At 71.8% G+C, this 24,413-nt stretch carries 25 protein-coding genes and 1 riboswitch; of the genes, 10 read left to right on the top strand and 15 right to left on the bottom strand.

Annotated elements, in window-relative coordinates:
• Positions 1-37: 37 nt before the first annotated feature.
• Together Actob_RS36930 and Actob_RS36935 are read left to right on the top strand one after the other, a co-directional pair.
• Positions 38-1,480 (top strand): cation:dicarboxylate symporter family transporter, encoded by a 1,443-nt coding sequence (locus Actob_RS36930; protein ID WP_284916599.1) that lies wholly within the window; start codon positions 38-40, stop codon positions 1,478-1,480.
• Positions 1,481-1,764: 284 nt separating this feature from the next.
• Positions 1,765-1,847: riboswitch (ZMP/ZTP riboswitch) on the top strand.
• Positions 1,848-1,863: 16 nt separating this feature from the next.
• The gene (locus Actob_RS36935) at positions 1,864-2,736 is read left to right on the top strand and encodes a bifunctional 5,10-methylenetetrahydrofolate dehydrogenase/5,10-methenyltetrahydrofolate cyclohydrolase (protein ID WP_284916600.1); all 873 of its coding nucleotides are present in this window, start codon (positions 1,864-1,866) and stop codon (positions 2,734-2,736) included.
• Between the two features lie 693 nt (positions 2,737-3,429).
• On the opposite strand, the gene Actob_RS36940 is transcribed toward Actob_RS36935, so the two are convergent.
• Together Actob_RS36940 and Actob_RS36945 are read right to left on the bottom strand one after the other, a co-directional pair.
• Positions 3,430-4,755, bottom strand: coding sequence for a class I SAM-dependent RNA methyltransferase (locus tag Actob_RS36940; protein ID WP_407653481.1), 1,326 nt, complete (start codon positions 4,753-4,755; stop codon positions 3,430-3,432).
• A complete protein-coding gene (locus Actob_RS36945) occupies positions 4,752-6,791 on the bottom strand; it encodes an APC family permease (protein ID WP_284916601.1) in 2,040 nt (679 codons plus the stop codon). Before Actob_RS36945 ends, Actob_RS36940 begins: the two co-directional genes overlap by 4 nt.
• A gap of 114 nt (positions 6,792-6,905) precedes the next feature.
• On the opposite strand from Actob_RS36945, the gene Actob_RS36950 reads away from it, so the two are divergent.
• Positions 6,906-7,571: a potassium channel family protein gene (locus tag Actob_RS36950; protein ID WP_284916602.1), complete on the top strand. Its 666-nt coding sequence runs from the start codon at positions 6,906-6,908 to the stop codon at positions 7,569-7,571.
• A 1-nt stretch (position 7,572) separates the two neighbouring features.
• Positions 7,573-8,241 (top strand): potassium channel family protein, encoded by a 669-nt coding sequence (locus Actob_RS36955; RefSeq protein ID WP_284916603.1) that lies wholly within the window; start codon positions 7,573-7,575, stop codon positions 8,239-8,241.
• On the opposite strand, the gene Actob_RS36960 is transcribed toward Actob_RS36955, so the two are convergent.
• From Actob_RS36960 to dut, 4 genes are read right to left on the bottom strand one after another with little or no spacing between them, the layout of a single operon-like run.
• Positions 8,238-9,017: a DUF3159 domain-containing protein gene (locus Actob_RS36960; protein WP_284916604.1), complete on the bottom strand. Its 780-nt coding sequence runs from the start codon at positions 9,015-9,017 to the stop codon at positions 8,238-8,240. The genes Actob_RS36955 and Actob_RS36960 overlap by 4 nt on opposite strands.
• Positions 9,014-9,391, bottom strand: a complete 378-nt coding sequence (locus tag Actob_RS36965; RefSeq protein ID WP_189336453.1) for an OB-fold nucleic acid binding domain-containing protein — start codon at positions 9,389-9,391, stop codon at positions 9,014-9,016. Before Actob_RS36965 ends, Actob_RS36960 begins: the two co-directional genes overlap by 4 nt.
• A gap of 25 nt (positions 9,392-9,416) precedes the next feature.
• Positions 9,417-10,064, bottom strand: coding sequence for a DUF3710 domain-containing protein (locus Actob_RS36970; protein WP_284916605.1), 648 nt, complete (start codon positions 10,062-10,064; stop codon positions 9,417-9,419).
• A complete protein-coding gene (gene dut, locus Actob_RS36975) occupies positions 10,051-10,527 on the bottom strand; it encodes a dUTP diphosphatase (protein WP_284916606.1) in 477 nt (158 codons plus the stop codon). The genes Actob_RS36970 and dut overlap by 14 nt, the downstream gene beginning before the upstream one ends.
• A gap of 93 nt (positions 10,528-10,620) precedes the next feature.
• On the opposite strand from dut, the gene Actob_RS36980 reads away from it, so the two are divergent.
• On the top strand, positions 10,621-11,148 hold the full coding sequence (locus Actob_RS36980) for a DUF3093 domain-containing protein (RefSeq protein ID WP_284916607.1): 528 nt from the start codon (positions 10,621-10,623) through the stop codon (positions 11,146-11,148).
• Here the strand turns inward: Actob_RS36980 and Actob_RS36985 are convergent.
• Positions 11,084-11,926, bottom strand: coding sequence for a hypothetical protein (locus Actob_RS36985; RefSeq protein ID WP_284916608.1), 843 nt, complete (start codon positions 11,924-11,926; stop codon positions 11,084-11,086). The two genes, Actob_RS36980 and Actob_RS36985, sit on opposite strands and share 65 nt — an antisense overlap.
• Positions 11,927-12,023: 97 nt before the next feature.
• On the bottom strand, positions 12,024-12,320 hold the full coding sequence (locus Actob_RS36990) for a DUF4193 domain-containing protein (protein WP_189336448.1): 297 nt from the start codon (positions 12,318-12,320) through the stop codon (positions 12,024-12,026).
• A gap of 348 nt (positions 12,321-12,668) precedes the next feature.
• Here Actob_RS36990 and Actob_RS36995 point away from each other — a divergent pair, with 348 nt between their 5' ends.
• Positions 12,669-13,217: a LytR C-terminal domain-containing protein gene (locus Actob_RS36995; RefSeq protein ID WP_284916609.1), complete on the top strand. Its 549-nt coding sequence runs from the start codon at positions 12,669-12,671 to the stop codon at positions 13,215-13,217.
• 2 nt (positions 13,218-13,219) lie between these two features.
• Here Actob_RS36995 and Actob_RS37000 read toward each other — a convergent pair whose 3' ends face one another.
• Entirely contained in the window at positions 13,220-14,041 is an 822-nt protein-coding gene (locus tag Actob_RS37000) for an inositol monophosphatase family protein (RefSeq protein ID WP_284916610.1), read from the bottom strand.
• Positions 14,042-14,295: 254 nt separating this feature from the next.
• Between Actob_RS37000 and Actob_RS37005 the strand changes: the two genes are divergently transcribed.
• The gene (locus Actob_RS37005) at positions 14,296-15,846 is read left to right on the top strand and encodes an RNA polymerase sigma factor (protein ID WP_284916611.1); all 1,551 of its coding nucleotides are present in this window, start codon (positions 14,296-14,298) and stop codon (positions 15,844-15,846) included.
• A 244-nt stretch (positions 15,847-16,090) separates the two neighbouring features.
• Complete coding sequence (locus Actob_RS37010) at positions 16,091-16,333, top strand: DUF7455 domain-containing protein (RefSeq protein WP_284916612.1); 243 nt, start codon at positions 16,091-16,093, stop codon at positions 16,331-16,333.
• A gap of 280 nt (positions 16,334-16,613) precedes the next feature.
• Here Actob_RS37010 and Actob_RS37015 read toward each other — a convergent pair whose 3' ends face one another.
• From Actob_RS37015 to Actob_RS37030, 4 genes are all read right to left on the bottom strand, one after another.
• Complete coding sequence (locus Actob_RS37015; RefSeq protein ID WP_284916613.1) at positions 16,614-18,314, bottom strand: GGDEF domain-containing protein; 1,701 nt, start codon at positions 18,312-18,314, stop codon at positions 16,614-16,616.
• 153 nt (positions 18,315-18,467) lie between these two features.
• Complete coding sequence (locus Actob_RS37020; RefSeq protein ID WP_407653740.1) at positions 18,468-20,135, bottom strand: DEAD/DEAH box helicase; 1,668 nt, start codon at positions 20,133-20,135, stop codon at positions 18,468-18,470.
• A 157-nt stretch (positions 20,136-20,292) separates the two neighbouring features.
• Positions 20,293-20,907: a trimeric intracellular cation channel family protein gene (locus Actob_RS37025; RefSeq protein ID WP_284916615.1), complete on the bottom strand. Its 615-nt coding sequence runs from the start codon at positions 20,905-20,907 to the stop codon at positions 20,293-20,295.
• Between the two features lie 7 nt (positions 20,908-20,914).
• Positions 20,915-21,139 (bottom strand): DUF3039 domain-containing protein, encoded by a 225-nt coding sequence (locus Actob_RS37030; protein WP_284922459.1) that lies wholly within the window; start codon positions 21,137-21,139, stop codon positions 20,915-20,917.
• A gap of 116 nt (positions 21,140-21,255) precedes the next feature.
• On the opposite strand from Actob_RS37030, the gene Actob_RS37035 reads away from it, so the two are divergent.
• Together Actob_RS37035 and Actob_RS37040 are read left to right on the top strand one after the other, a co-directional pair.
• Positions 21,256-22,206, top strand: coding sequence for a pseudouridine-5'-phosphate glycosidase (locus tag Actob_RS37035; RefSeq protein ID WP_284916616.1), 951 nt, complete (start codon positions 21,256-21,258; stop codon positions 22,204-22,206).
• Between the two features lie 130 nt (positions 22,207-22,336).
• Positions 22,337-23,224, top strand: a complete 888-nt coding sequence (locus tag Actob_RS37040; RefSeq protein ID WP_284916618.1) for a carbohydrate kinase family protein — start codon at positions 22,337-22,339, stop codon at positions 23,222-23,224.
• Between the two features lie 126 nt (positions 23,225-23,350).
• Here Actob_RS37040 and Actob_RS37045 read toward each other — a convergent pair whose 3' ends face one another.
• Together Actob_RS37045 and Actob_RS37050 are read right to left on the bottom strand one after the other, a co-directional pair.
• A complete protein-coding gene (locus Actob_RS37045; protein ID WP_407653482.1) occupies positions 23,351-23,713 on the bottom strand; it encodes a DUF3099 domain-containing protein in 363 nt (120 codons plus the stop codon).
• 121 nt (positions 23,714-23,834) lie between these two features.
• Positions 23,835-24,410, bottom strand: coding sequence for an HhH-GPD-type base excision DNA repair protein (locus Actob_RS37050; protein WP_284916621.1), 576 nt, complete (start codon positions 24,408-24,410; stop codon positions 23,835-23,837).
• Between the last annotated feature and the right edge of the window lie 3 nt (positions 24,411-24,413).

Genomic DNA, 24,413 nt, shown 5'->3' on the forward strand with positions numbered 1-24,413 from the left:
TGTGATTCGCTTCACAGAATCGGGTAACCAGGGGCGCATGTCCGTCGATACCGAGTCCCCGCGACGCCGAGACCGCAGCCACTTCCTCTACCTCGCCGTGCTGCTCGCGATGATCCTCGGGATCACCGTGGGCTTCGCGTTCCCGGACTTCGCGGTGAAGCTGAAGCCGCTGGGCACCGGGTTCGTCGACCTGATCAAGATGATGATCTCACCAGTGATCTTCTGCACCCTGGTGCTGGGCGTCGGCTCGGTCCGCCGCGCCGCCCAGGTCGGCCGGGTCGGCGGGCTGGCCCTCGGCTACTTCCTGATCATGTCGACCGTGGCGCTGTCGATCGGCCTGGTGGTCGGCAACCTGCTGCACCCCGGCTCCGGCCTGCACCTCAGCGACGAGCTGGCGAAGACCGGCGCGGCCCAGGTCAGCAAGCAGGCCGAGGGCGGTGTCGACTTCGTCCTGGGCATCATCCCGGACACCCTGTTCTCCGCGCTGACCAGCACCCAGGTGCTGCAGACGCTGCTGGTCGCGCTGCTCGTCGGTTTCGCCGTGCAGTCGCTGGGCGAGCGCGGCGAGCCGGTGATCCGGGCTTTCGGCCTGCTCCAGCGGATCGTCTTCAAGATCCTGTCGATGATCATGTGGCTGGCCCCGATCGGCGCGTTCGGCGCGATGGCCGCGCTGGTCGGCGCCACCGGGTTCGACGCGCTGAAGAGCCTGGCCGGCATCATGCTCGGCTTCTACACCACCTGCGTGCTCTTCGTCTTCGTGGTGCTCGGGCTGCTGCTCCGGCTGGTCGCCGGGGTGTCGATCTTCCGGCTCTTCCGCTACCTGGCCCGGGAGTTCCTGCTGATCCTGTCCACCTCGTCGTCCGAGTCGGCCCTCCCCCGCCTGATCGCCAAGATGGGCCACCTGGGGGTGAGCAAACCGGTGGTCGGCATCGTGGTGCCCACCGGTTACTCGTTCAACCTGGACGGCACCGCCATCTACCTGACCATGGCGTCCCTGTTCATCGCCGACGCGATGGACCGGCCCCTCTCCGTCAGCCAGCAGATCGGCCTGCTCCTCTTCATGATCGTCGCCTCCAAGGGCGCCGCCGGCGTCACCGGCGCCGGACTGGCCACCCTCGCCGGCGGCCTGCAGAGCCACCGCCCCGACCTGGTGCCCGGCGTCGGCATGATCGTCGGCATCGACCGCCTGATGTCCGAGGCCCGCGCCCTCACCAACTTCGCCGGCAACGCGGTCGCCACCGTCCTGATCGGCACCTGGACCCACGAGATCGACCGCGACCAGGCCAAGCTGGTCCTCACCGGAGCCGCCCCCTTCGACGAGTCCACCTTCGACGACGACCCGCACTCCACCGAACCGGCGGCAGCCATGGCCTCCACCAGCCCTGGCACCAGCCCCGGTGCCACCACCGGCAACGGCCTCGGCACCAGCACCGGCTCCGGCCCCGACGCGCCGCCCGCGCACCGGTCGGAGACCCCCTGACCGGACGCCCCCGCTCGCTCGCGAGGAACCACCCGGGCCGAGCCCACCCTCGGCCCAGCCCCGGCCGGACCCCACCCCAACCGGGGGCAGACCACCCACAACCCACGATCCCGAAAAACCACCAGCCCCGCCGCCCCGGCTGTGGACAACCCGGCGCTGTGGAAAACGCCCCCGGCGTACCGAAAACCGCTTCCCACCCCGCTCCCCCGCACCCACCGGCTGACGACCGCACCGGAAACCCGCCCACCCCGCCGCCCGGCCGGACCCGCACATCGGGCATCCTGGGGGTAAGCAGCGACTGGCGGCACGAGGATGGTCCCAACCATCGGGGAGCTCGTCACGGGAGTCGTCCGCCTGGGCTCCCCGTCCGAGGAGCAGACAGCATGACCACCGAAACCACCGGCGCCCGCCTCCTGCCCGGAGCGCCGGTCGCCGAGGCCGTCCTGGCCGACGTCCGGGACCGGGTCGCCCGGCTCAAGGAGCGCGGCGTCCAGCCCAGCCTGGCCACCATCCTGGTCGGCGACGACGACGCCAGCGCGGGCTACATCCGGATCAAGCAGAAGCAGGCCGGCGAGCTCGGCTTCGAGTCCCCGCACCGGCACCTCTCCGGCGACGTCACGCAGGCCGACCTGCTCAAGGTGATCGCCGAGTTCAACGACGACAAGAGCGTGCACGGCGTCCTGATCCAGTACCCGATCCCGGGCCACCTGGACTACGACGCCGCCCTGCAGACCCTCGACCCGGACAAGGACGTCGACGGGATGCACCCGCTCAACATGGGCCGGCTCGCTGTCGGCCTGCCCGGCCCGCTGCCCTGCACGCCGGCCGGCATCGAGGCGCTGCTCGCCCACCACGGCATCGAGGTGGCCGGCCGCGAGGTGGTCATTCTCGGTCGCGGCGCCACGCTGGGCCGCCCGCTCGCGATGCTGCTCGCCCAGAAACGCCCGACCGCGAACGCCGCCGTCACCGTGGTGCACACCGGTGTCAAGGACTGGCCGCGCTACACCAAGCGCGCCGAGATCCTGATCGCCGCCGTCGGCGTCCCGCACATCATCCAGCCGGAACACGTCAAGCCGGGCGCCACCGTCATCGGCGCCGGCGTCCGCTACGAGGGCCGCCGCCTCCTCCCCGACGTCGACGAGTCCTGCGCCTCGGTGGCCGGCGCCATCACTCCTCGGGTCGGCGGCGTCGGCCCCACCACCGTCGCCATGCTGTTCCGCAACGCGGTCGCCGCCGCCGAGCGCGCCAACCCGTGATCAGGCCCGCCGCGTAGGTAGCACCCACCGCACACTCCCGCGCCCGGCGCCCTCCAGGAAAACCATCCTGCCGGCGCCGGGCCGCCCTTTCCCAGGCCGATTTCCGGTACGGCCGGAGCCGCGCCGAACTACCGGCCTTTTCCACAGTCCCGCGCTGTCCACAGCCCGCCCGCGCGCCCCCGCCCCCACCCGCCACACTGTTCAGCGGGGGCCTCCCCCAGGGAGGGTGGGCCGGCGAGCGCGGGCCTGCGAGCGCGGGCAAGCCGGACGATCCCGCACGAGGACCCCAAGCCGGCGAGCCCCCGAACAAGCCCTGAGCCCGGCAAGCCCACAAGCAGGCCGCGCAGTCCTGCGAGCAGGCCGCACACCGAGCAGTCCAGCGCGCAACCCGCAGGCCGCGCAGTCCAAAGCGCAGGCCGCACGCCGCCCAGTCCTGCGAGCAGGCCGCACACCGGGCGATCACGAAGCAGGCCGCAGACCGGGCACCTTGAAGCCCATCCCGAACCAGGCAAGCCGCAAACGCGCCGCAAGCCGGACCGCCCCCACAAGCACCCCAGGCCGACCAAGCCTTCGGCGCCCCAACCGGGCAACCCCACAAGCCGAGCGAGCCTGTCAGCGGCTCACCAGCACACCCGAGACACCCGCCGGCGAGCAAACCCACCCGAAGCAGGCCGGCCCGACCGACAACCGGGTTCAGGCCGGCAGCAGCAGGGCCACGCACTCCACATGCTGCGTCATCGGGAAGCAGTCGAACGCCCGCAACTCCGCCAGTTCCCAGCCGAGGGAGCGGAACGTCTTCACGTCCCGCGCCAGCGCCGCCGGGTCGCAGGCCACGTACGCGACCGCCCGGGGCTCGGCCGCGACGATGCCGCGGACCACCTTGGCGCCGGCGCCGGACCGCGGCGGGTCGAGCACCACCAGGTCCACCGGGCCGGTGACCCGGCGGCGGCTCAGGGCCGTCTCCACCCGGGCCGCGACCACCTCGACCTGCGGCAGACCGGCCAGTTCGGCGCGGGCCGCGGCGACGCCGAGCGGTGACGACTCGACCACGGTGGTCCGGGCGCCGGTGCGCTCGGCGACGGCGGCGGCGAAGAGGCCGGCTCCGCCGTACAGGTCCCAGGCGATCTCGCCCGGGGCGGGACGCAGCATCGCCAGAACCGCCTCGGTCAGTGTCGCGGCGGCGGCCGGGTGCACCTGCCAGAAGCTCTCCGGGGCGATCGCCCAGGAGCGCTCGCCCACGACCTCGGTGATCTTTTCCGGACCGGAGAGCCGGACCAGCCCGGCGCCGCCCATCTCCTCGGTGGGGTCGTCGGCGGCCGATCCGGACGTTCCGGCGGGGCGGTCGAGGACCGCGACGTCGCCACCGGTGGCGGCGACCGCCTGCACCGCGTTGCTGGCCGGCCACTGGTGCCGGAGCAGGTCGAGCTCCTGGATCGCCGGGTGGGCGATCAGGCAGCGGTCGATCGGGACCACCTGGTGCGAGCGGTGCTGGAGCAGGCCGGGGCGGCCGGCCGCGTCGATCGCGTAGCGGACCCGGGTACGCCAGCCGAGCAGGCCGGCTTCGCCCGGGGTGAGCGGCTGCACGCGTACCGAAAGCCGGTCCTGGTCCTCGGGGGTCAGTCCGGCCAACCGGCTGAGCTGTTCGCGGACCACCTCCGTCTTCCACCGCAGTTGCGCGTCGGCGGAGACGTGTTGCAGGTCGCAGCCGCCGCAGCCGCCCGGATGGGCGAACCGGCAGGGAGCCTGGACCCGGTCCGGCGACGGCTCGTGGATCTCCACCGCGTCGGCTCGCAGGTAGCCGCGGTGCCGCTCGGTGATCTCCGCGGTGACCCGCTCACCGGGCAGCGCGTGCCTGACGAAGACGACCCGGCCGTGCGGACCGCCGAACCTGGCCACGCAGTGCCCGCCGTGCGCCGGCGCACCCACCGTCAGCTCGATCCGGTCACCCTCGACAAGATCATCCGCAGGTGAGGCGGGAACCACGCCGGAGACCGGAGCGGCGGAGGCCGGGGAGGTCACGACTTCTCCTCGATTGGCTGATCGGAAACGGCCTTGGTCTCGGTCGGGTGAAAGCGCGGCCCGCGCGCCGGCGCCCGGCTCAGCCCACGATCCAGCCGGTCCAGGTCGCGGTCCTGGCTGGAGCGCAGCTGCCACGGCACGCTGGTCACCATCACGCCGGGCTCGAAGAGCAGCCGCCCTTTGATCCGCAGCGCGCTCTGGTTGTGCAGCAGGTTCTCCCACCAGCGGCCGACCACGTATTCCGGGACGAAGACGGTGACCACGTCGCGCGGCGACGCGCGGCGCACGCTCTTCACGAAGTCGATGATCGGCTTGGTGATCTCCCGGTACGGCGAGTCGATCACGGTGAGCGGGACGGGCAGCTCCCGGCGCTCCCACTCGGCCTGGATGTTGCGGGTGTCCTTGTCGTCGACGTTCACGGTCACCGCCGTGATGGTGTCCGGCCGGGTCGCCTGCGCGTAGGCGACCGCCCGCAGCGTCGGCAGGTGCACCTTGCTGACCAGGATCACCGCGTGGTTGCGGGACGGCAGCACCGGGCGCTCCTCGGTGGGCTGCAGTTCCTCGGAGACGCGTGTGTAGTGCCGGTGGATGGCCAGCATCAGGACGTAGAACACGACCATCGCGGCGATCGCGATCCAGGCACCGAGCATGAACTTGGTGATCAGTACGACGATGAGCACCGCTCCGGTCAGGCCCATGCCGAACGCGTTGATCGACCGGGAGCGGATCATCCGGCGCCGGCGTTCCGGGTCGCGCTGGATCCTGAGCAACCGGTTCCAGTGCCGGATCATGCCGCCCTGCGACAGGGTGAACGACACGAACACGCCCACGATGTAGAGCTGGATCAGCCGGGTGGTCTCCGCCTGGAACGCCAGGATCAGCACGATAGCGGCGGTGGCCAGGAAGACGATGCCGTTGCTGAACGCCAGCCGGTCGCCGCGGGTGTGGAACTGCCGGGGCAGATAGCGGTCCTGCGCCAGGATCGAGCCGAGCACCGGGAAGCCGTTGAACGCGGTGTTCGCGGCGAGGAACAGGATCAGCGCGGTGATCCCGCCGGTCACCAGGAAGAGCAGCGAGCCCTCGCCGAACACGGTCTGGGCGAGCTGCGCGGTGACCGTCTTCTGCTCGTAGAAGCCCGGGTTGGTGACGATCTGCGTGGTGGGGTCCTCGACGTACTGCAGATGGGTCATCCGGGCCAGCAGCACGATGCCGGCGAGCATCACGATCGCCAAGGCGCCCAGCAGCAGCAGCGTGGTGGCGGCGTTCTTGCTCTTCGGCGGCTTGAAGGCGGGCACGCCGTTGGAGATCGCCTCCACGCCGGTGAGCGCGGCACAGCCCGAGGAGAACGTCCGCAGCAGCAGGAAGACGAACGCGAAGCTGGTCAGGTGGTGTTCCTCGGCGGTGATGGTCAGGCCGGCGCTGGGCGCCCGCAGGTCCTCGCCGAGGATGAAGATCCGGAACAGGCCGGTCCCGATCATGCCGAGGATGACCAGGATGAACAGGTACGTCGGGACGGCGAACGCCACCCCGGCCTCGCGCAGGCCGCGCAGGTTGAGCGCGGTGAGCAGGACGACCGCCCCGATCGCGACGCCGACCCGGTTGTCGGCCACCCAGGGCAGGACCGAGCCGAGGTTGTTCACCCCGGAGGAGACCGACACCGCGACGGTGAGGATGTAGTCCACCAGCAGTGCGCTGGCCACCCCGAGCCCGGCGCGCGGCCCGAGGTTGACCGTGGCCACCTCGTAGTCACCGCCGCCGGAGGGGTAGGCGTGCACGTTCTGCCGGTAGCTGGCGACCACGGTCACCATCACCACGGCGACTGCCAGCGTCACCCACGGAGAGATCGCGAAGGCCGCGGCCCCCGCGATGGAGAGAGTCAACAGGATCTCGTCGGGCGCGTACGCCACGCTGGACAGCGCGTCGCTCGCGAAGACCGGCAGGGCGATCCGCTTGGGCAGCAGCGTGTGCTGCAGCTTGTCCGAGCGGAACGGCCGGCCGAGAAGCAGCCGCTTGGCTAGGGAGGTGGTACTTGCCACGACTGCCAAGAGTACGACCGGGCGTGATCCGGCGCCGCCCGCCCCGGACGAACCGCGGCAGAGAGGCATGGGAGGCTCAGCAAGGACGGTAGGCGAACGGGAGGACACGTAGCCGTGCACGTGGTGATCATGGGGTGTGGCCGGCTCGGTTCCACGCTGGCGCAGAACCTCGACGCACGGGGCCATCAGGTCGCCGTGATCGACCAGAACGCCGACGCGTTCCGGCGGCTGGGCTCGGACTTCGGCGGTCTCACCGTCAACGGGATCGGCTTCGACCGGGACGTGCTGCGGGCCGCCGGCATCGAGCGGGCGGACGCCTTCGCCGCCGTCTCCAGCGGCGACAACTCGAACATCATCTCGGCCCGGCTGGCCCGTGAGACGTTCGGCGTCTCCCGGGTGGTCGCCCGGATCTACGACGCCAAGCGCGCCCAGGTGTACGAGCGGCTCGGCATCCCGACCGTGGCGACCATCCGCTGGGCCGCCGACCGGATGTTCCGCTACCTGGCGCCCGAGGAGCGCTTCGAGGTGTTCCGCGACCCGACCAGCGTGGTCAGCATCGTCGAGGTGCCGCTGCACCGGGACTGGGTGGGCCGGACGGTGAAGAGCCTGGAGGAGGGCACCGGCGCCCGGGTGGCCTATCTGATGCGCTTCGGGATGGGCTCGCTGGCCCAGCCGTCCACCGTGCTGCAGGACGGCGACCAGGTGTTCATGCTGGTCACCGACGACACTGTGAGCAAGGTTCTGGACATCGCCGGGCGCGCCGGAAACGAAGGGCACTGACATGCGCATCGCCATCGCGGGAGCCGGCAACGTGGGCCGGTCGATCGCTCAGGAACTGATCGGCAACGGGCACGAGGTGATGCTGATCGAGCGGCAGCCGCGTCAGCTCTGCCCCGAGCGGGTGCCCGAGGCGCAGTGGATCCTCGCCGACGCCTGCGAGCTGAGCAGCCTGGAGGAGGCCGACGTCGCGTCCTGCGACGTGGTGGTCGCGGCCACCGGCGACGACAAGGCGAACCTGGTGGTGTCGCTGCTGGCCAAGACCGAGTTCGCGGTCGGCCGGGTGGTGGCCCGGGTGAACCGGGCGGAGAACGAGTGGCTGTTCACCGAGCAGTGGGGCGTCGACGTGTCGGTCAGCAAGCCGCGCCTGATGGCCGCCCTGGTCGAGGAGGCGGTGACGGTCGGCGACCTGGTCCGGCTGATGACGTTCCGGCAGGGTGAGGCCAACCTGGTGGAGATCACCCTGCCGAAGAACGCGCCGTACGAGGGCAAGCCGCTGCGCTCGGTGCCGATGCCCCGGGATGCCGCGCTGGTGGCGATCCTGCGCGGCAAGCGGGTGGTGGTGCCGACGCCGGACGACCCGTTGGAGGCCGGCGACGAGCTGATCTTCGTGTGCACCACCGAGGTGGAGGATCAGATCCGCGCCGTGGTCCTGGGCAGCAGCCCGGCCTAGGCCTCTTGCAGGTCGGGCCGCTGGGTCGAGGTGACCCGGTGGATGGCCCAGGCGGTGAAGGCGAACGTCGCGGCGTAGATCGGCCAGCTGATCAGGATCCGGACGATGCCCAGGGCGTTCGCCTCGCCGAGCCGCCACAGGTAGAACTGGATCCCGGCGCGCAGGGCCAGCGACGCCACCCAGAGCAGGGTGAGCCACTGGAAGGTCCGGAACAGCCGGGTGTTGCCGAACCAGTCCTGCCGGCCCTTGTTGGCCATGATGCCCCAGGCGTACCCGATCAGCGGTTTCCGGAACAGCACCGAGAGCAGCAGCGCGGCGGCCTGCCCGAAGGTGAGCAGGATGCCGGGCAGGTAGAAGTTCTTCGCGTCGCCGCTCTTCCAGGCGAAGTAGGCGCCGAGCGCGATGCCGAACAGCCCGTTGACCGCGTGCCGGACCGGCTGCTTGCGGGCCAGCCGGACGCCGCCGATGGCGAGCGCCGAACCGACCGACCCGATGATCGCCCAGAGCAGGGCGGTCTGTTTGTCCAGACCCGCCACCGACTCGCCGAGCAGCACGTTGAACAGCACGAAGGCGAGCACCGGGATGCTCGACTCGATCAGCCCGCGCACCCCGCCGAGCTGCTCGGCGATCTGCTCGCTGAGCGGCGGGAGGGCCTCCTCGTCGTCCGCCTCGGCGGCCGGCACCGGGTGCAGATCGAGCTCCTCGACGATGTCCTCGGCGAGCCGCTCCTCAACGGTTTCGTGCGCCACATGGCGCGGCTCGTTGCCGGGTGTCACCGGGGCGCCTCCAGCTCGTAGAACGGGTTGTAGATGACCTTGCGGTCGTCCCGGATCGCGATCCGGCCACGCGCGGTGAGCTGGCGCCCGGGCTCGATGCCGGCGATCGACCGGCGGCCCAGGAACACCAGCGTGACCACGTCGCTGCCGTCCCAGAGGTCGGCCTCCAGGGTGGGCAGGTTGGTCCGTGGAGTGTACGCCACGGTGCGCAGTCGCCCGGACACCGAAACGACCTGTCCCCGCCGGCACTGGCCGGCGGGCATCGCGCCACATTTCGCCGAGTCCCGCTGCAGCTCCCGAGCGTCGAGCTCGGAATCGGTGGCGGTGAGCCGGTCCAGGAACCGGCGCAGGCCGGTCCGCTCCTCCGTGGTCATGACTTCACGGTAACCCCATCCGGTCTCAAACTTGCTGTCCGGGGCCCTGCTCGGCCATCTCCTTCGGCAGCCGCAGCGGGAGCGGCTCCCGGACCGGCCGGGGTTCGTTGTCGCGGACCACGACCAGGCCCTCCAGCGCCTCGCCGAGCACACCCTCGCGGGACGTGTCGGCGGCCGCGGCGCCCTGGAACAGCGCCCGGACCATCCAGCGCGGGCCGTCCACGCCGACGAAGCGCACGTCGGCCTGGCCCTCCGGGGTGTTCACCCGGGCCAGCAGCTCGGTGCCGTACCGCCCGGTGAGCTCCTGCGGCTGGACGCCGTCCTCGCGCATCGCGACGGCGATCTCCTCGCGGACCTCGTCCCAGATGCCCTCGGTCCGGGGCGCCGCGAACACGCCGAGCTGCAGGGCGCTCTCGCCGTCGACCAGGACGACCTGCTCGACCCCGCCCTCGGGGTTGGCCTGCACCCGCACCTCGACGCCCTCGATCGCCGGGATCTGCAGGCTGCCCAGGTCGAGCCGCTGCACGCCGGCCGGGGCGTACTTGAGGTCCCACGGGCCGTACTCGGGCGCCGGGGCTTCCCCGTCGGCCGCCAGGCTCTGGGCGAGCGCCTTGGAGGGCGGCGCGTCGGCCGCGCGTACGTGCTTGGCGCCCTCGCGCTTACGGGAGAACATCACTGCCAGCCTTTCCTTCACCAAAGCCACCGGTCGAACCGTGCCCGCCGGCGCCCCGCGCGGTGTCGTCGAGGGTCTCCACCAGGTGGAACACCGCTCGCTCCACCCGCTGGACGACGAGCTGGGCGATGCGGTCACCACGGGAGATCTTCACGGTCCGCGCCGGGTCATGATTGATCAGGTTGACGAGAATCTCGCCACGGTAACCGGCGTCGACCGTACCGGGCGCGTTGAGCACCGTCACGCCGAGGCGAGCGGCCAGCCCGGAACGCGGGTGGACCAGCCCGACGAAGCCGTCCGGGATGGCGACCGCGATACCGGTCCGGACCTTGACCCGGGCCCCCGGCGCGATCTCCGCCTCCTCGGCCGCGACCAGGTCGGCGCCGGCGTCACCGGGGTGCGCGTAGGCCGGCAGCGGCAGGTCCGGGTCGATCAGGCGAACCTGAATGACTACGTCGCTCAACGGAAGATTCCTTCACTTCTGTACGGCTCCGGGCGGTGCTTACCCTGCCATCCTGCCGCGCCTCGCAGCGGAGGCGCGCCGTACCCTTCGAGGGTGACACCCCAGCCCCCGGCCCGCACCGACCAGACCCATCAGGAACGCCTCGGCCTGCCGTGGTGGGCGTGGCCCGCCGGGCTGCTGGTCGGCGCCATCCTCGCCACCGAGCTGACCCTGGGCATCCCCGAGCTGCCCGCCTGGCTGCCCTACGCGGTGCTGCTCCCGCTCTCGGTGCTGCTGCTGCTCCCACTGAGCCGGCTGCGGGTCGCGGTGCGCGACGGCGCGTTCCTGGTCGACGACGCCCGGCTCCCGGTCGAGTTCATCGCCGACGTGGTGGCCCTGGACGCGGCCGGCAAGCGGGAGGCGCTCGGGGTGGGCGCGCACCCGACGGCCTTCGTGGTGCAGCGGCCGTGGATCGGCACCGCCGTGCAGGTGCTGCTCGACGACCCGGCCGACCCGACGCCGTACTGGGTGGTCAGCACCCGGCGGCCGGTCGAGCTGGCCACCACGCTGCTCGCGGTCAGTCGCCGAGCTCGCGCCGCCCGGAACCCTTCGACAGCTGCGGATCCGGCCGGCCCCGCCTGAGGTCGTCGCGCACCCGTTCGCCGACGGCGCGGGTGGCCCGCCTGTTCAGATAACTGGCGACTGCGGCGCCGGTCAGCATCGGGCCGAACGAGGTCAGGTTGCGCCCGAACCGGTGCAGCAGCCTCTTCTGCAGGTCGCGGCGGGTGGCCGTGCTCAGCACGGTGGCCAGGCCGACCCCGGGCAGCATCGGGTTGATCCCGCGCTGGCCGGCCCAGGACTGGACCAGGCTGACCGCGCGCTCGGTCCCGTTGCCGGCGATCGACGCGCCGTACAGCTCGTGCAACTCGCCGATCAGCTTCATCTCGATCGCGACCACGCCGATCGTCTCGGCGGAGAGCAGCACCGGCGCGGAGAGCAGGGTGGGCGTCGCGGCCCACTCGATCGACGCGACACCGCCACCGGCCGCGCCGACACCGGCCGTCGCCCGGGCGGCGTTGCGGATCAGACGCTCGGCCAGGGCGTCGTCGTCCATGCCGGGGAAGTGCCGGCGCAGTGTCTCGCGGCTGCGCACCGGGACGTGCGGCGCCACGTCGGCGACCACGTCGGCCATCCAGCGCAGCGCGGCGCGCGGCTTGAAGACCTGGCTCAGCCCACGCCGGCGCACGTCACCGACCAGGCGGCCGAGCAGCCGTCGCCGGCCGGACGGCTCCAGGTCGTCGGCGGTGAGGGCCGCGACGGTACGGCCCAGCTCGTCGTCGGCCGGTGCCTCGGCCGGAGTCCCCAGCGGGTCGGCGCCGGTGCCGGCCGCGGAGTCGGGTTCGCGGTCCGGTTGACTCATCGTCGTCCTCCCCCTCGTCGTCACCGGTACAGTGCCCGGCTCCGCATCAGGGTCAAACCCCGTGTAGGTGAAACGCGCTGCGCGCGAGCACGCCCTCTCAGGCGCACTCGCGGCAGATCAGCTCCCCGTTTCGCTCCGCGGCCAGCTGGCTGCGGTGGTGCACGAGGAAACAGCGGGAGCAGCGGAACTCGTCGGTCTGCATCGGCAGCACCTTGACGGTCAGCTCCTCGTCGGCCAGGTCGGCGCCGGGCAGCTCGAAGCTCTCCGCGACCTCGACCTCGTCCACATCAACAGAACCCGACTGCGAGTCGGTACGACGGGACTTGAGCTCCTCGAGGCTGTCCTCGCCGAGGTCGACCTCATCGCGACGCGGGGCGTCGTAGTCGGTGGCCATCGGTCTTCACTCTCCTGTATCGATGTGTCACTTGGCGTTAGTAACGCCGATGACATGGTTTCGGTTCCCGGTTCCGCCAGACGATTTCTGACACTCGTTCGGACACCGAGTTCGAGCCCGGCGAGCGCGGAACCTTACCGCTGTCGCGGCAGAGTTGTACGCCCACTGACGGCACATTGTTCCCGATGTGATTGAGGCGACATCAAAGTAGGGGTCCCGACCTCTGGATCATCGTCGGCGCGCCGGAAGCATTCCCTGTTTCCGCGCGCCTGGCGGACAGACGCTAACCTCTCGACAGGCCCGGCGACCTCACCGGGGCCTCTCGTTCGATCCTGGAGAGCCAACCCCATGAGCTTTGCGCGCGTCCGAGCGCTCGTCGTCGTCGGCGTGCTCGCCGTGGCCGCGATCGTCTTCGTCATCGTCGCGCTGGTTCGCGACAAGCAGTCGGATGTCGCGAACGGTGCCAATTGCCCCGACGGTGCCCCGCTCGCGGACGTGCAACTGCCGGACGATCCCGCCGAGGTGACCCTCAAGGTGTTCAACGGCACCAAGCGGGCCGGCCTGGCCGACCAGGTGAGCACGGAGTTCAAGAACCGCCGGTTCACCGTACAGCCCACCGGGAAGGGCAAGGCCAAGTTCGACGGGGTCGCCGAGATCCGGTACGGCCCGGACACCGTGGGCAAGGCCCAGCTGGTCCGGGCGTACTTCCTCGCCCAGTCGAAGATGGTCTACAACGCGAAGCGCAAGGGCTCGGTCATCGAGATCGTCATCGGCGACAACTTCCAGCAGCTGGCGACCACCACCGAGGTGAACCAGTCGCTGGTCGAGATCGGCGAGCCGGAGGTGCCGCCGGGCGCCTGCGTCAAGCCGGTGACGAAGAAGCCCGAGGCCGACTGAGGCTACGGGCCGCCCGCGGCGTCCAGCTCGACCAGCAGGTCGTGCAGCGCCGGGAAGAGCGCGGGCGGGGCCAGGAGCACCATCTCCGGTCCCGCCGGAGCGCCGCCCAGCCCGGCCACCACCATCCCGGCCTCGGCGGCGATCAGGCCACCGGCCGCGTGGTCCCACGCGTTGAGACCCTTCTCGAAGAACGCGTCCAGTTTGCCCTCGGCGGCCAGGCAGAGGTCGAGGGACGCGGCACCGAGCCGCCGGATGTCACGCACCCGGGTGATCATCTGGGCGAAGACCCGGCCCTGGTGTGCCCGGCGCCGCGGGTCGTACCCGAACCCGGTGCCGACCAGCGCCTGACCCAGGACGGTCTCGGTGGAGCAGGCCAGCCGCCGCCCGGCCCGCCAGGCGCCGCCGCCGCGGGTCGCGGTCCACTCGTCGCCGGTCGCCGCGTTCACCACCACGCCGGCCACCACCTCGCCGTTCACCTCGGCGGCCAGCGAGACCGCGTACTGCGGCAGGCCGTAGAGGTAGTTCACGGTGCCGTCGATCGGGTCCAGGATCCACCGGACCGCGCCCGGCTCGGCGGTGCCGTCGTCGCCGTACTCCTCGCCCAGCACGCCGTCGCCCGGCCGCTCGGCCCGCAGCGCCTCCACCACCTGGCGCTCGACCGCCTTGTCCGCCGCCGTGACGACGTCCGTGTCGGTGCTCTTGGTCTGCACGTCACCGATCGCCTCGTCGCGCATCCGGCGCGCGGTGGCCGCCGCCTCCCGGGCCACCCGGACGGCGATCGCCAGCAACTCGCCGGGCGACGTGCCCGGAGAAATCTCGCTCACGTTTGGGTCCTTTCCGCCGATACGATTCTCGCCCGAAGCGTCCTTGACGAGGTCGTCGGCCCCCGGCGGCGTGCTGCGGGGGGAGGATCTCGTCGGACGGCGCTACAATTCACCCCTGCCCACGCTTCACGGACGTTCACTGCGGGACGCGTCGTGACCCGGGGGCTCCCAAAATCGACTCCGGCGAGACTCGCCCCCGCGTGCTGCGCTGGACCACGGCCGTGCCCAAACTCATCGCCTCCGGAAGGTCATTCGTGACAGAAGCCCACCAGAACGGTGCCGACGTTCGCTCTATCACCGAGGCCTTGATCACCCATGCTCAGGGTGCGGGCGGGCAACTGACTTCGGCCCAGGTCGCGCACACGCTCGAGTCCGCCGGCGTCAACCCGGCGCAGGCCAAGAAGATCCTGCGCGGCCTGGTGGACGCCAACATCGTCGTCGTGGTCGACGGGTCGGCCAGCACCCGCCGCAAGGTGTCCGCCGCCCGGTCCGCAACCCCGGCGTCGAAGGCGACCACCGCCAAGACGGCTCCGGTGAAGAAGGCGACGCCCGCCCCGAAACAGGCGACGCCGGCCGGTGACGCCACCCCGGCCGCCAAGAGGGCCGCTCCGGCCGCCAAGAAGGCCGCTCCGGCCAAGAAGGCGGTCACCGCCAAGGCCGCGCCCGCCAAGGCCGCCAAGCCCGGCGAGGAGGGCCCTGAGGGCGAGGAGATCGATCCCGAGGAGCTCGCCGCCGAGATCGAGGACGTCGTCGTCGAGGAGCCGCCCGCGCTGGTCGCGGCCGCCGCGACCGATGCCGCCAGCTCGGCCACCGACGGCGACTTCGAGTGGGACGACGAGGAGTCCGAGGCTCTCAAGCAGGCTCGCCGCGACGCGGAGCTGACCGCCTCGGCCGACTCGGTCCGGGCGTACCTCAAGCAGATCGGCAAGGTTCCGCTGCTCAACGCGGAGCAGGAGGTCGAGCTCGCCAAGCGGATCGAGGCCGGCCTCTACGCCGCCGAGCGGCTGCGCGCCGCCGAGGAGGGCGAGGAGACGCTCGAGCGCAACTTCGAGCGCGACCTCAAGTGGATCAACCGGGACGGCGAGCGGGCCAAGAACCACCTTCTCGAGGCCAACCTGCGGCTCGTGGTCTCGCTGGCCAAGCGCTACACCGGCCGGGGCATGGCGTTCCTGGACCTGATCCAGGAGGGCAACCTGGGTCTGATCCGCGCGGTCGAGAAATTCGACTACACCAAGGGCTACAAGTTCTCGACCTACGCGACGTGGTGGATCCGGCAGGCCATCACCCGCGCCATGGCCGACCAGGCCCGCACCATCCGCATCCCGGTGCACATGGTGGAGGTCATCAACAAGCTCGGCCGCATCCAGCGCGAGCTGCTCCAGGACCTGGGCCGCGAGCCCACCCCGGAGGAGCTGGCCAAGGAAATGGACATCACGCCGGAGAAGGTGCTGGAGATCCAGCAGTACGCGCGTGAGCCCATCTCGCTGGACCAGACGATCGGCGACGAGGGCGACAGCCAGCTCGGTGACTTCATCGAGGACTCCGAGGCGGTCGTCGCCGTCGACGCGGTCTCCTTCTCGCTGCTGCAGGACCAGCTCCAGCAGGTGCTGCAGACGCTCTCCGAGCGGGAGGCGGGCGTGGTCCGGCTGCGCTTCGGCCTGACCGACGGCCAGCCGCGCACGCTGGACGAGATCGGCCAGGTCTACGGTGTCACCCGGGAGCGGATCCGCCAGATCGAGTCCAAGACGATGTCGAAACTGCGGCATCCGTCGCGGTCCCAGGTTTTGCGCGACTACCTGGACTAAGCCGTTCAGTCAACATTACGTGTCCGTTTGGTCACCACCCGTACATCAACGGGTGGTGATCAGACCGTTGTGCAGAAGTGATCGTTGACGTGGCACCCTGGGATCACGGCACACTAGTCGGAACCGGTGTGACCTCGGTCCCCCCGGGGCACTCTGGGAAGGCTGCAACGTCGCAGGGTGTTGCACGATGTGTGAGCAGTAGCCGAGGAACATGTTCATCGGTGACGAACAGAGGAGGAAGGCGATGACCCCGACCCTCACGCCGCCGGCGGGAAATCTGTCCGGCCTAGCAGCCGATGAACGGTGCGACCGCTGCAATGCAGCCGGGAAGCTCCGTTTGACACTGGCGGGCGGTGGCGATCTGGTCTTCTGCGGCCACCACGCCAACCGTTACGCCGAGGACCTGGTGAAGATCGCGGTGCAGTTCTCCGCCGATCCGGAGTTCACCTGGCGAGGCGCAAGCATGATGTCGAACTCCAGCAACTAACAGCTAACAGCGGTCCCCCAACTAAAGACGCGTGACGAAAGGGCGCCTCCTGCGGGGCGCCCTTTCCGCGTGCCCGTCTACCGCCGCCCGCCCACCCGCGGTATGGGCCGGGACAACGGCGGGGACCGGGCTGCCGCGGGTCCGGCGGCGCGGTCGGGCAGCCGGAACGAACCAGGCCGGCGCTGCCCGCCACGACCGTCGCGCGGGCAGAGACGACCACACGAGTCAGGCGGCGGCGCTGCCCGGGACAGGACGGGCCCGCGCGGGGTGCTCAGGTGGATCAGGCGGCTGCTCGGAGGGCCGGGGCAGGTGCCAGCTCGACGTTGTCGCCGCCTTGGCGTTTGGCTCGGTACATCGCCTCGTCGGCACGGCACAGGGCTTCGGTGACGGTGGCGGCCGGGGCGACAGCCACACCGATGCTGACCGTGGCGACGCAGTCCGGGATCTCGCGCACCGCGCGGACCATGCGGGTCGCCACCGCGGCGGCCTCGGCCGGGCCGGCCCCCGGCAGCAGGGCGGCGAACTCGTCGCCGCCGAGGCGGACCACCAGATCACCGGGGCCGACCTGGGCGGCGAGCGCCGCGGCGATCGAACGCAGCGCGGCGTCGCCCGCGGCGTGACCCCGGGTGTCGTTGATCAGCTTGAACTTGTCGGTGTCGACCAGCAGGACCGCGACACTTCCCGGGCGGTCGGCGGCCGACCGCACGGCACTGTCGAACGCCCGCCGGTTGGCGATCCCGGTCAGCGGGTCCGCCTCGGCCGCCCGGGCCACCTGCTCGTGCTGGGCGCGCAGCTGCTCCAGGTCGTACCGGGTGCGTACGGCGTGCAGGGTGTTCAGGCGCTGGCGCCAGAGGGCAGCGGCCAGGCTGTCGCCGTAGGCAAGGGTGGCTTCGGCGTCCCGGGACCCGCGGTGGGCGAGTAGGACGGCACGGGTGCGGTGGGTGCTGGCGACCACCAGCCAGTCCGCGTCCGGCGGCAGGTCGTCGGCGGCAGCGGCCATCACCGCCAGGGCCTCGTCGGGGCGACCGGAGCGGAGCAGCGCCACCCCGTGGAACGGCCGGCTGATGGCCAGGGCCTCGGCCGGGAAGCCGCGGTCGCGCAGCCGCCGGGTGTAGTACTCGATGTCCGAGGCGGCGCCGGCCGGGTCGTGCCGGTCGGCGCGCGAGCAGGCGGCGTAGAGCAGCGCGTTGTCCCGCCAGGTGACCGCGCCGGCGCCGGAGACCTCGGCGGCGGCCCGGGTGGCGTACCGCTCGGCTTCGGCGGTGTGGCTCTCCGCCTCGGCGACCCGGTGGATCTGATAGAGCTCCAGGGCCCAGCGCAGGTGCATCTCGGCGAGGTTGAGCAGCCACATCGCGCGGTTGCCGTTCTGCGCGCCGTCCGCGGTGCTCATGTCGTACGCGCTCTGGAACTGCGGCTCGACCAGCTCGTAGAGGCGGAGTTCGTACCAGCCGATGGCGACCGCGACCCGGGAGTTGACGGCCGCCACCGGGTCCGGCTCGCCCTCGACCAGCATCTCTGCGGCGACCAGGTCGCGCAGCACCTCGTCGATGTCGCGGTCGCCGTCGACCGGCCCGGACGAAGCCGACGGCCCGAAAGAAGCCGACGGCCCGGAAGAAACCGATGGTCCGGAAGAAGCCGACGTTTCCGGAGCGGTGGGGAGGGCGGGAGAAGCGGACGGTCCCGGCGACTCGGCCAGGCGAAGGCGCTGCCAGGCGCGGCTGGCCAGGGCCGCGGCCTGCCAGCCACGGCTGCCCTCCCGCTCGGCGGCCCGCAGCATCGGCTCGGCCGCCTCGATCGCGGCCCGCTGGTCGCCCCGCGCGATGAAGGCCACCACCCGGACGAAGTGCATGCAGGCCGGCCCGTCGGCGAGGTCGCCGGTGGCCGCCCGGAGGGCCGTCTCCGCCTCGGCCAGCACGGCGGCCGCGTCACCGGTCTGCGCCCGTTCCAGCAGGCGCACGGCGTGCAGTGTGGTCTCGCGCATAGAAAACACCCCTCCGGGGGCACTGATCGGCCGCCGGAGGGGCGAAGCGAGGGAAACCCGGGATCGGAAGCCGGGAAAGGGGCGTGGGACCGAGCAAGCAGCGAGCGCCGGCCGGGAGCGGGCCGGGAGGCCGCTCAGGCGGCCCGGAGGGGGCTAGAACGTCTGGATGGTGGCGATCCGCTCTTCCAGCTGCTCGATGGTGGCCTGCGCGCTCGGCGGCCCCCCACAGAGCCGCCGCAACTCCGCGTGGATCTTCCCGTGCGGCAGGTTGGTCCGGTGGTGGTGCGCCGCGACCAGGGTGTTCAGCTGGCGGCGCAGGGTGGCCCGCCGCTCCCCCGCGCTCATCTGCACGACCGGCTCGCGCGGGGCCGGCTCCGGCGCGTTCTTCGCCGCCTCCTGCTCCAGCCTCTTCTGCACGGCGAGCTGCTCGGTCTGCCGCTTGTTCAGCAGCATGGTCACCTCGTCCGGGGTGAGCAGGCCGGGCAGGCCGAGGTAGTCGGCCTCCTCAGCGGTGCCGGTCCGGGCCGGCACGCCGAACGAGGTGCCGTCGTAGATGACCTCCTGCAGCTCCGCCGTCGCCGACAGCGCCTCGAACTGCTTCTCCAGGTCGCCGATCGCGTCCTCGGACTTCTGCGCCCGCTCCAGCAGCTCGTCGTCGAGGCCGTCCTTCTCCTTGGGCGCGCCCAGGACGTGGTTGCGTTCCGCCTCCATCTCGCTGGCCAGCCCGAGCAGGTGCGGGACGCTGGGCAGGAAGACGGTGGCGGTCTCGCCGGGCTGCCGGGACCGGACGAACCGGCCGATCGCCTGGGCGAAGTAGAGCGGCGTGGAGGCGCTGGTCGCGTAGACACCGACGGCCAGCCGCGGGATGTCGACACCCTCGGACACCATCCGGACCGCGACCATCCACAGCTTGTCCGACGCGGAGAACTCGGCGATCCGGCCGGAGGCGCCGTCGTCGTCGGAGAGGACCACGGTGGGCGACTCGCCGGTCAGGTCGTGCAGCAACTTCGCGTACGCCCGGGCGGCCGTCTGGTCGCTGGCGATGACCAGCCCGCCGGCGTCCGGCATGCCCTCACGGACGCGCAGCAGCCGGTTGTGGGCGGCCTGCATCACCTGCGGCATCCACTCGCCCCGGTGGTCCAGGGCGGTCCGCCAGGCCTGTGCGATCAGGTCCTTGGTCATCGGCTCGCCGAGCCGGGCGGCCAGCTCGTCACCGGCGTTGGTGCGCCACCGGGTCTCCCCGGAGTACGCCATGAACATGACCGGCCGCACGACCCGGTCCTTCAGCGCGTCCGCGTAGCCGTAGACCGAGTCGGCCTTGGACCGCTGGATGCCGTCCATGCCGCGCTCGTACTGCACGAACGGGATCGGGTTCTCGTCGGAGCGGAACGGGGTGCCGGTCAGCAGCAGTCGCCGCTCGGCCGGTTCGAACGCGTCCTTGACCCCGTCACCCCAGGTCCGCGAGTCGCCGGCGTGGTGGATCTCGTCCAGGATCACGAAGGTGCGCCGGGTGACGGTACGCCGCTTGTGCACCTGCGGAGCCATGCCGACCTGGGCGTACGTCACCACCGCCCCGTGGAAGTCACGCGACGAGTGGATCTCGGAGTTGCGGAACCGGGGGTCGAGCTGGATGCCGACCCGGGCCGCCGCCTGCGCCCACTGGGTCTTCAGGTGCTCGGTCGGGCAGACCACGGTGACCGCGTCCACCGTGCCGTCGACCAGCATCTCCGCGGCGATCCGCAGGGCGAACGTGGTCTTGCCGGCGCCGGGCGTCGCCACGGCCATGAAGTCCTCGGAACGGCGGCGCAGATATTCCACCATCGCCTTGCGCTGCCAAGCCCGCAGCGGCGGGAAGATCTCCAGGTTCGGCAGAGGCGGGCTCAAGCTCCGGTGATCCCTTCATCCATGGAAAAACCCCCGCGGCGTAGGTCGCGGAGGCGAGGTACCAGCATAGCCGCGGACCGGGTCGATCCGTGGGTTACGGCACGGCGACCGGGGCCGACCACCGGCGGTAGAGCGCCAGCAGGCGCACCCCGGTCATCAGCGCCGCGGCGGTGACCAGCGGAAGCAGGCCGGTGACGCCGAGCCGCTGCAGAATGGTGACAAGAATCGCGCCGCCGAGGGCGACGATCGCGTAGATGTCGCGTTGCAGCACGATCGGGATCTCCCCGGTGAGCAGGTCGCGGGTCAGACCACCGCCGATCGCGGTGAGCATGCCGAGCAGGCAGGCGCCGACCGGCGGCACCCCGGCGGCCAGCGCCTTGAGCGTGCCGGTCGCGGTGAACAGGCCGAGCCCGGCCGCGTCCAGGACCAGCACCGCCCGGCGCACCCGGTTCAGCCGCGGGTGCAGCCAGAAGACCCCGACCGAGGCGAGCACCGCGGTCACCGCGTAGCGCCAGTCGGCGAAGGCCAGCGGCGGGACGGCACCAATCGTCAGGTCGCGCAGGATCCCGCCACCCAGGGCGGCCGCGAAACCCACGAACGCCACCCCGAACAGGTCGAGGCGTTTCGCGACGCCGGCCGAGGCGCCGGAGGCGGCGAACACCGCGACCCCGATCAGATCCGCGACGAGCAGTCCATATCCGCCCGTCACGCCCCGGTCAGGCCTTCATGGCTTCGTAGATCTCCTTGCACGCCGGACACACCGGGGAACCCGGTTTCGGCGTTTTGGTCACCGGGAAGGTCTCCCCGCACAGCGCGATCACGTAGGTGCCCATCACGGCACTTTCCGCGATCTTCTCCTTGCGCACGTAGTGGAACATCTCCGGACCGGTGTCGGCGTCCTTGGTCTCCGGACGCTCGAGGATCTGGGTGCTCACAGGTATCTGCCCTTCGAAGATCACTAAGTCGGTGGAGGGAAAGCTCCAGCCGACAAGTCTGACACCTCACGCCTGGTCGGTCCAACGACAACGCAGCAGGCCCGGGCCGTACCGTTGGCGGCGTGACTGACTTCGCTATTCGCTTCGGCGACCACGTGACCCGTGCGCGCCGCGACGGCCGGCCGGTGGTGGCCCTGGAGAGCACGATCATCTCGCACGGGCTGCCGCATCCGGACAACCTCCGGGTGGCCCGGGAGATCGAGCAGACCGTCCGGGACAACGGCGCCGTGCCGGCCACCATCGGCATGATCGGCGGCGAGCTCGTCGCCGGTCTCGACGACGCCCAGATCGAGCATCTGGCGCTCGCCGGCGACGTGGCCAAACTCTCCGTCCGCGACCTGGCGATCGCCGCGGCCAAGCGGGCGGACGGCGCCACCACTGTCGCCGCGACCAGCGCGGTCGCCGCCGCGGCCGGGATCGGCGTGTTCGCCACCGGCGGCCTGGGCGGGGTGCACCGGGAGGCGAACCTCACCTTCGACGAGTCGGCCGACCTGACCGCGCTGGCCCGCACCCCGATCGTGGTGGTCTGCGCCGGGGTCAAGTCGATCCTGGACGTGGGCGCCACCCTGGAGCGGCTGGAGACCCTCGGGGTGTCGGTGGCCGGTTACGGCACCCGGCGCTTCCCCGGCTTCTTCATCACCGACGGCGGCTTCGACGTGGACTGGCAGCTCGATTCGCCGGAGCAGGTGGCCGACTTCATCCGGGCCCGCCGCGACCAGGACGTGACGACCGGCGCGCTGGTGCTGGCCAACCCGCTGCCGGCCGACGAGCAACTGGACCCGGCGCTGCACGACCGGACCCTGGAGTCCGGGCTGGCGCTGCTGGCCGAGGAGGGCATCACCGGCAAGGCGGTCACCCCGTTCCTGCTGGCGCACTTCCACTCCAGCACCGAGGGGCAGAGCCTGGCGACGAACGTCCGGATCATCCTGCGCAACGCCGCCCTGGCCGCCCGGATCGCGGTGGCCGAGAGCGGCGGCACGGCAGCGCCGGTGGGCTTCTCCGTCTCGGCCTGACATGCGCCGGGCCGAAGCGGACCGGGTCCCGACGGACCCGGCCCAGACGAGCCACGCGCAGGCGGACCACGCTCGGACGGGCCGGGCGCAGACCGGCCGGGCCGGCACGGACCGGGTTGAGACGGGGCCGGTGATCGTCGTCGGGGACCTGGTCACCGACGTGCTGGTGGAGCACGACGGGCCGATCCGGCCGGGCTCGGACACCGCTGCCGCGATCCGGGTCGCTGGTGGCGGCCAGGCGGCCAACACGGCCGCCTGGCTGGCCTCGGCCGGGCGGCGGACCACACTGGTCGCGGCGGTCGGCGACGACCAGGCCGGCCAGGACCGGGTGGCCGAGCTGGCGGCGGCCGGGGTGGGCGACGCCATCCAGGTGCTCCCGGGCGCCGCGACCGGCAGCGTGGTGGTCCTGACCAGCGGCGACGAGCGCACGATGATCACCGATCGGGCGGCCTGCCTGCTGCTCGGCCCGGCACACGTGACGGCGGCGATCGCCGCCGCGCCGCCCGGCGGGCACCTGCACCTCTCCGGCTATCCGCTGCTGCACGCCGGTTCCCGCCCGGCGGGCCTCGCGGCCCTGGCCGCCGCGCGGGACCACGGACTCACGGTGAGCGTCGACGCGGCGTCCGCTGCCCCGTTGCGCGACGCCGGACCCGAGGTCTTCCTCGCTTGGGTACGCGATGCCGACCTGCTCCTGTGCAACGCCGACGAGGCCGACGTGCTGGCCGGCGAGGGGTCCGCCGTCGAGCAGGCGCGCCGGCTCACCGCGCACGTCCGCAACGCCGTGGTCAAGCGGGGTGCCGGCGGAGCCGTGTGGGCGGCGCGGGACGGTGCCTCGTGGTCCGCCCCGGCCGTCCCGGTGCCGGTCAAGGACCCCACCGGCGCGGGCGACGCGTTCGCGGCCGGCCTGCTCGCGTCGTGGCTGGCCGGCGGGTCACCGGGCACGGCATTGGCGGCCGGCGCCACGCTCGGGGCGGCGGCGGTGCGGCTCCTGGGTGCCCGGCCGCGGTCTTCCCGGTGACCACCCACGGGCCGTGCAGGGTGGGCTGATCGTCATGGACGCGCAGCGGCCAGATCAGCCCGCCCGGCCCGCGCGGGAGCATGCGATCCGCACCACAGCGGACGCGCGTAAATGCGGATCTTGATCTCAGGGGTTCTTGTCGGTGCGGAGCGGGTCGACGACCTCGGCGTCGATGGTGACCGGCTCCTCCTCGACCGGAGCCGCCTCGCTGAGGGCCATCTGGTGCCGCTCCCGGGCGGCCGCGTCGGCGGCCCGTTCGGCCTTGCTTTTCGGCGCGCGGTCGTTCGCGATCAGCACCGCGGCCCAGGGCAGGAAGACCATGCCGGCCGCGCAGAGGACCAGCCAGAGCGGCAGCAGCGGCACCTGCGCGCTGATCAGGACGCCGCCGAGGATGAGGCAGCCGACCCGGGCGCTCATCATGGTGACGTAGCGAATCTCCCGGCTGCGGAGCTGATCGCCAGGACTGCGCGCGGCATCGGTGATCAACACTGAGGGCTGCTTCTTCACGGGGGTCTCCGTCCGACCCCGCCATCCTCGCACCGGTCCGCCCACCATGGCCAACCGGACCGAACTTTCCCGGCCCCGGCCGCCGCGCACCGGGCCGGCCGGACTACGCCTTCGCGGCCTTCGCCTCGGCCTTGGCCGCCTTCTTGTACTCGCGGACCTTGGCCAGCGACGCGTCGTCGACGATGTCGGCGACCGACCGGTACGCGCCGGCCTCGCCGTAACCACCGGCGGCCGCCCGCCACCCGGCCGGCTCGACACCGAGCTGCTTGCCCAGCAGGGCCACGAAGATCTGCGCCTTCTGCTTGCCGAACCCGGGCAACGCGAAGATCCGCTGATACAGCTCGGCACCGGTCGGCACGTCCCGCCAGAGCGCCGCGACATCACCGTCGTACCGATCGGCGATCACCCGGCAGACGTCCTGGACCCGGGCCGCCATCGCCTTCGGGAAGCGGTGCAGGGCGGGCGGCGTCGCGAAGATCTCCAGCAGCGCCGCCGGGTCGAAGTCGGCGAGCTCGGTGGCTGTCGGCTCGTGCCCCAGCCGCTCGGCCAGCACCAGCGGCGAGGTGAACGCCTTCTCCATGGTGATCTGCTGGTCCAGGACCAGGCCCAGCAGGACGGCGAGCGGGTCGCGGTCCAGCAGGGCGTTCGCCTCGGCGGGAATGGGCAGGGAGAAGCTCATGGG

Source organism: Actinoplanes oblitus (genome assembly GCF_030252345.1).
Taxonomy (GTDB): domain Bacteria; phylum Actinomycetota; class Actinomycetes; order Mycobacteriales; family Micromonosporaceae; genus Actinoplanes; species Actinoplanes oblitus.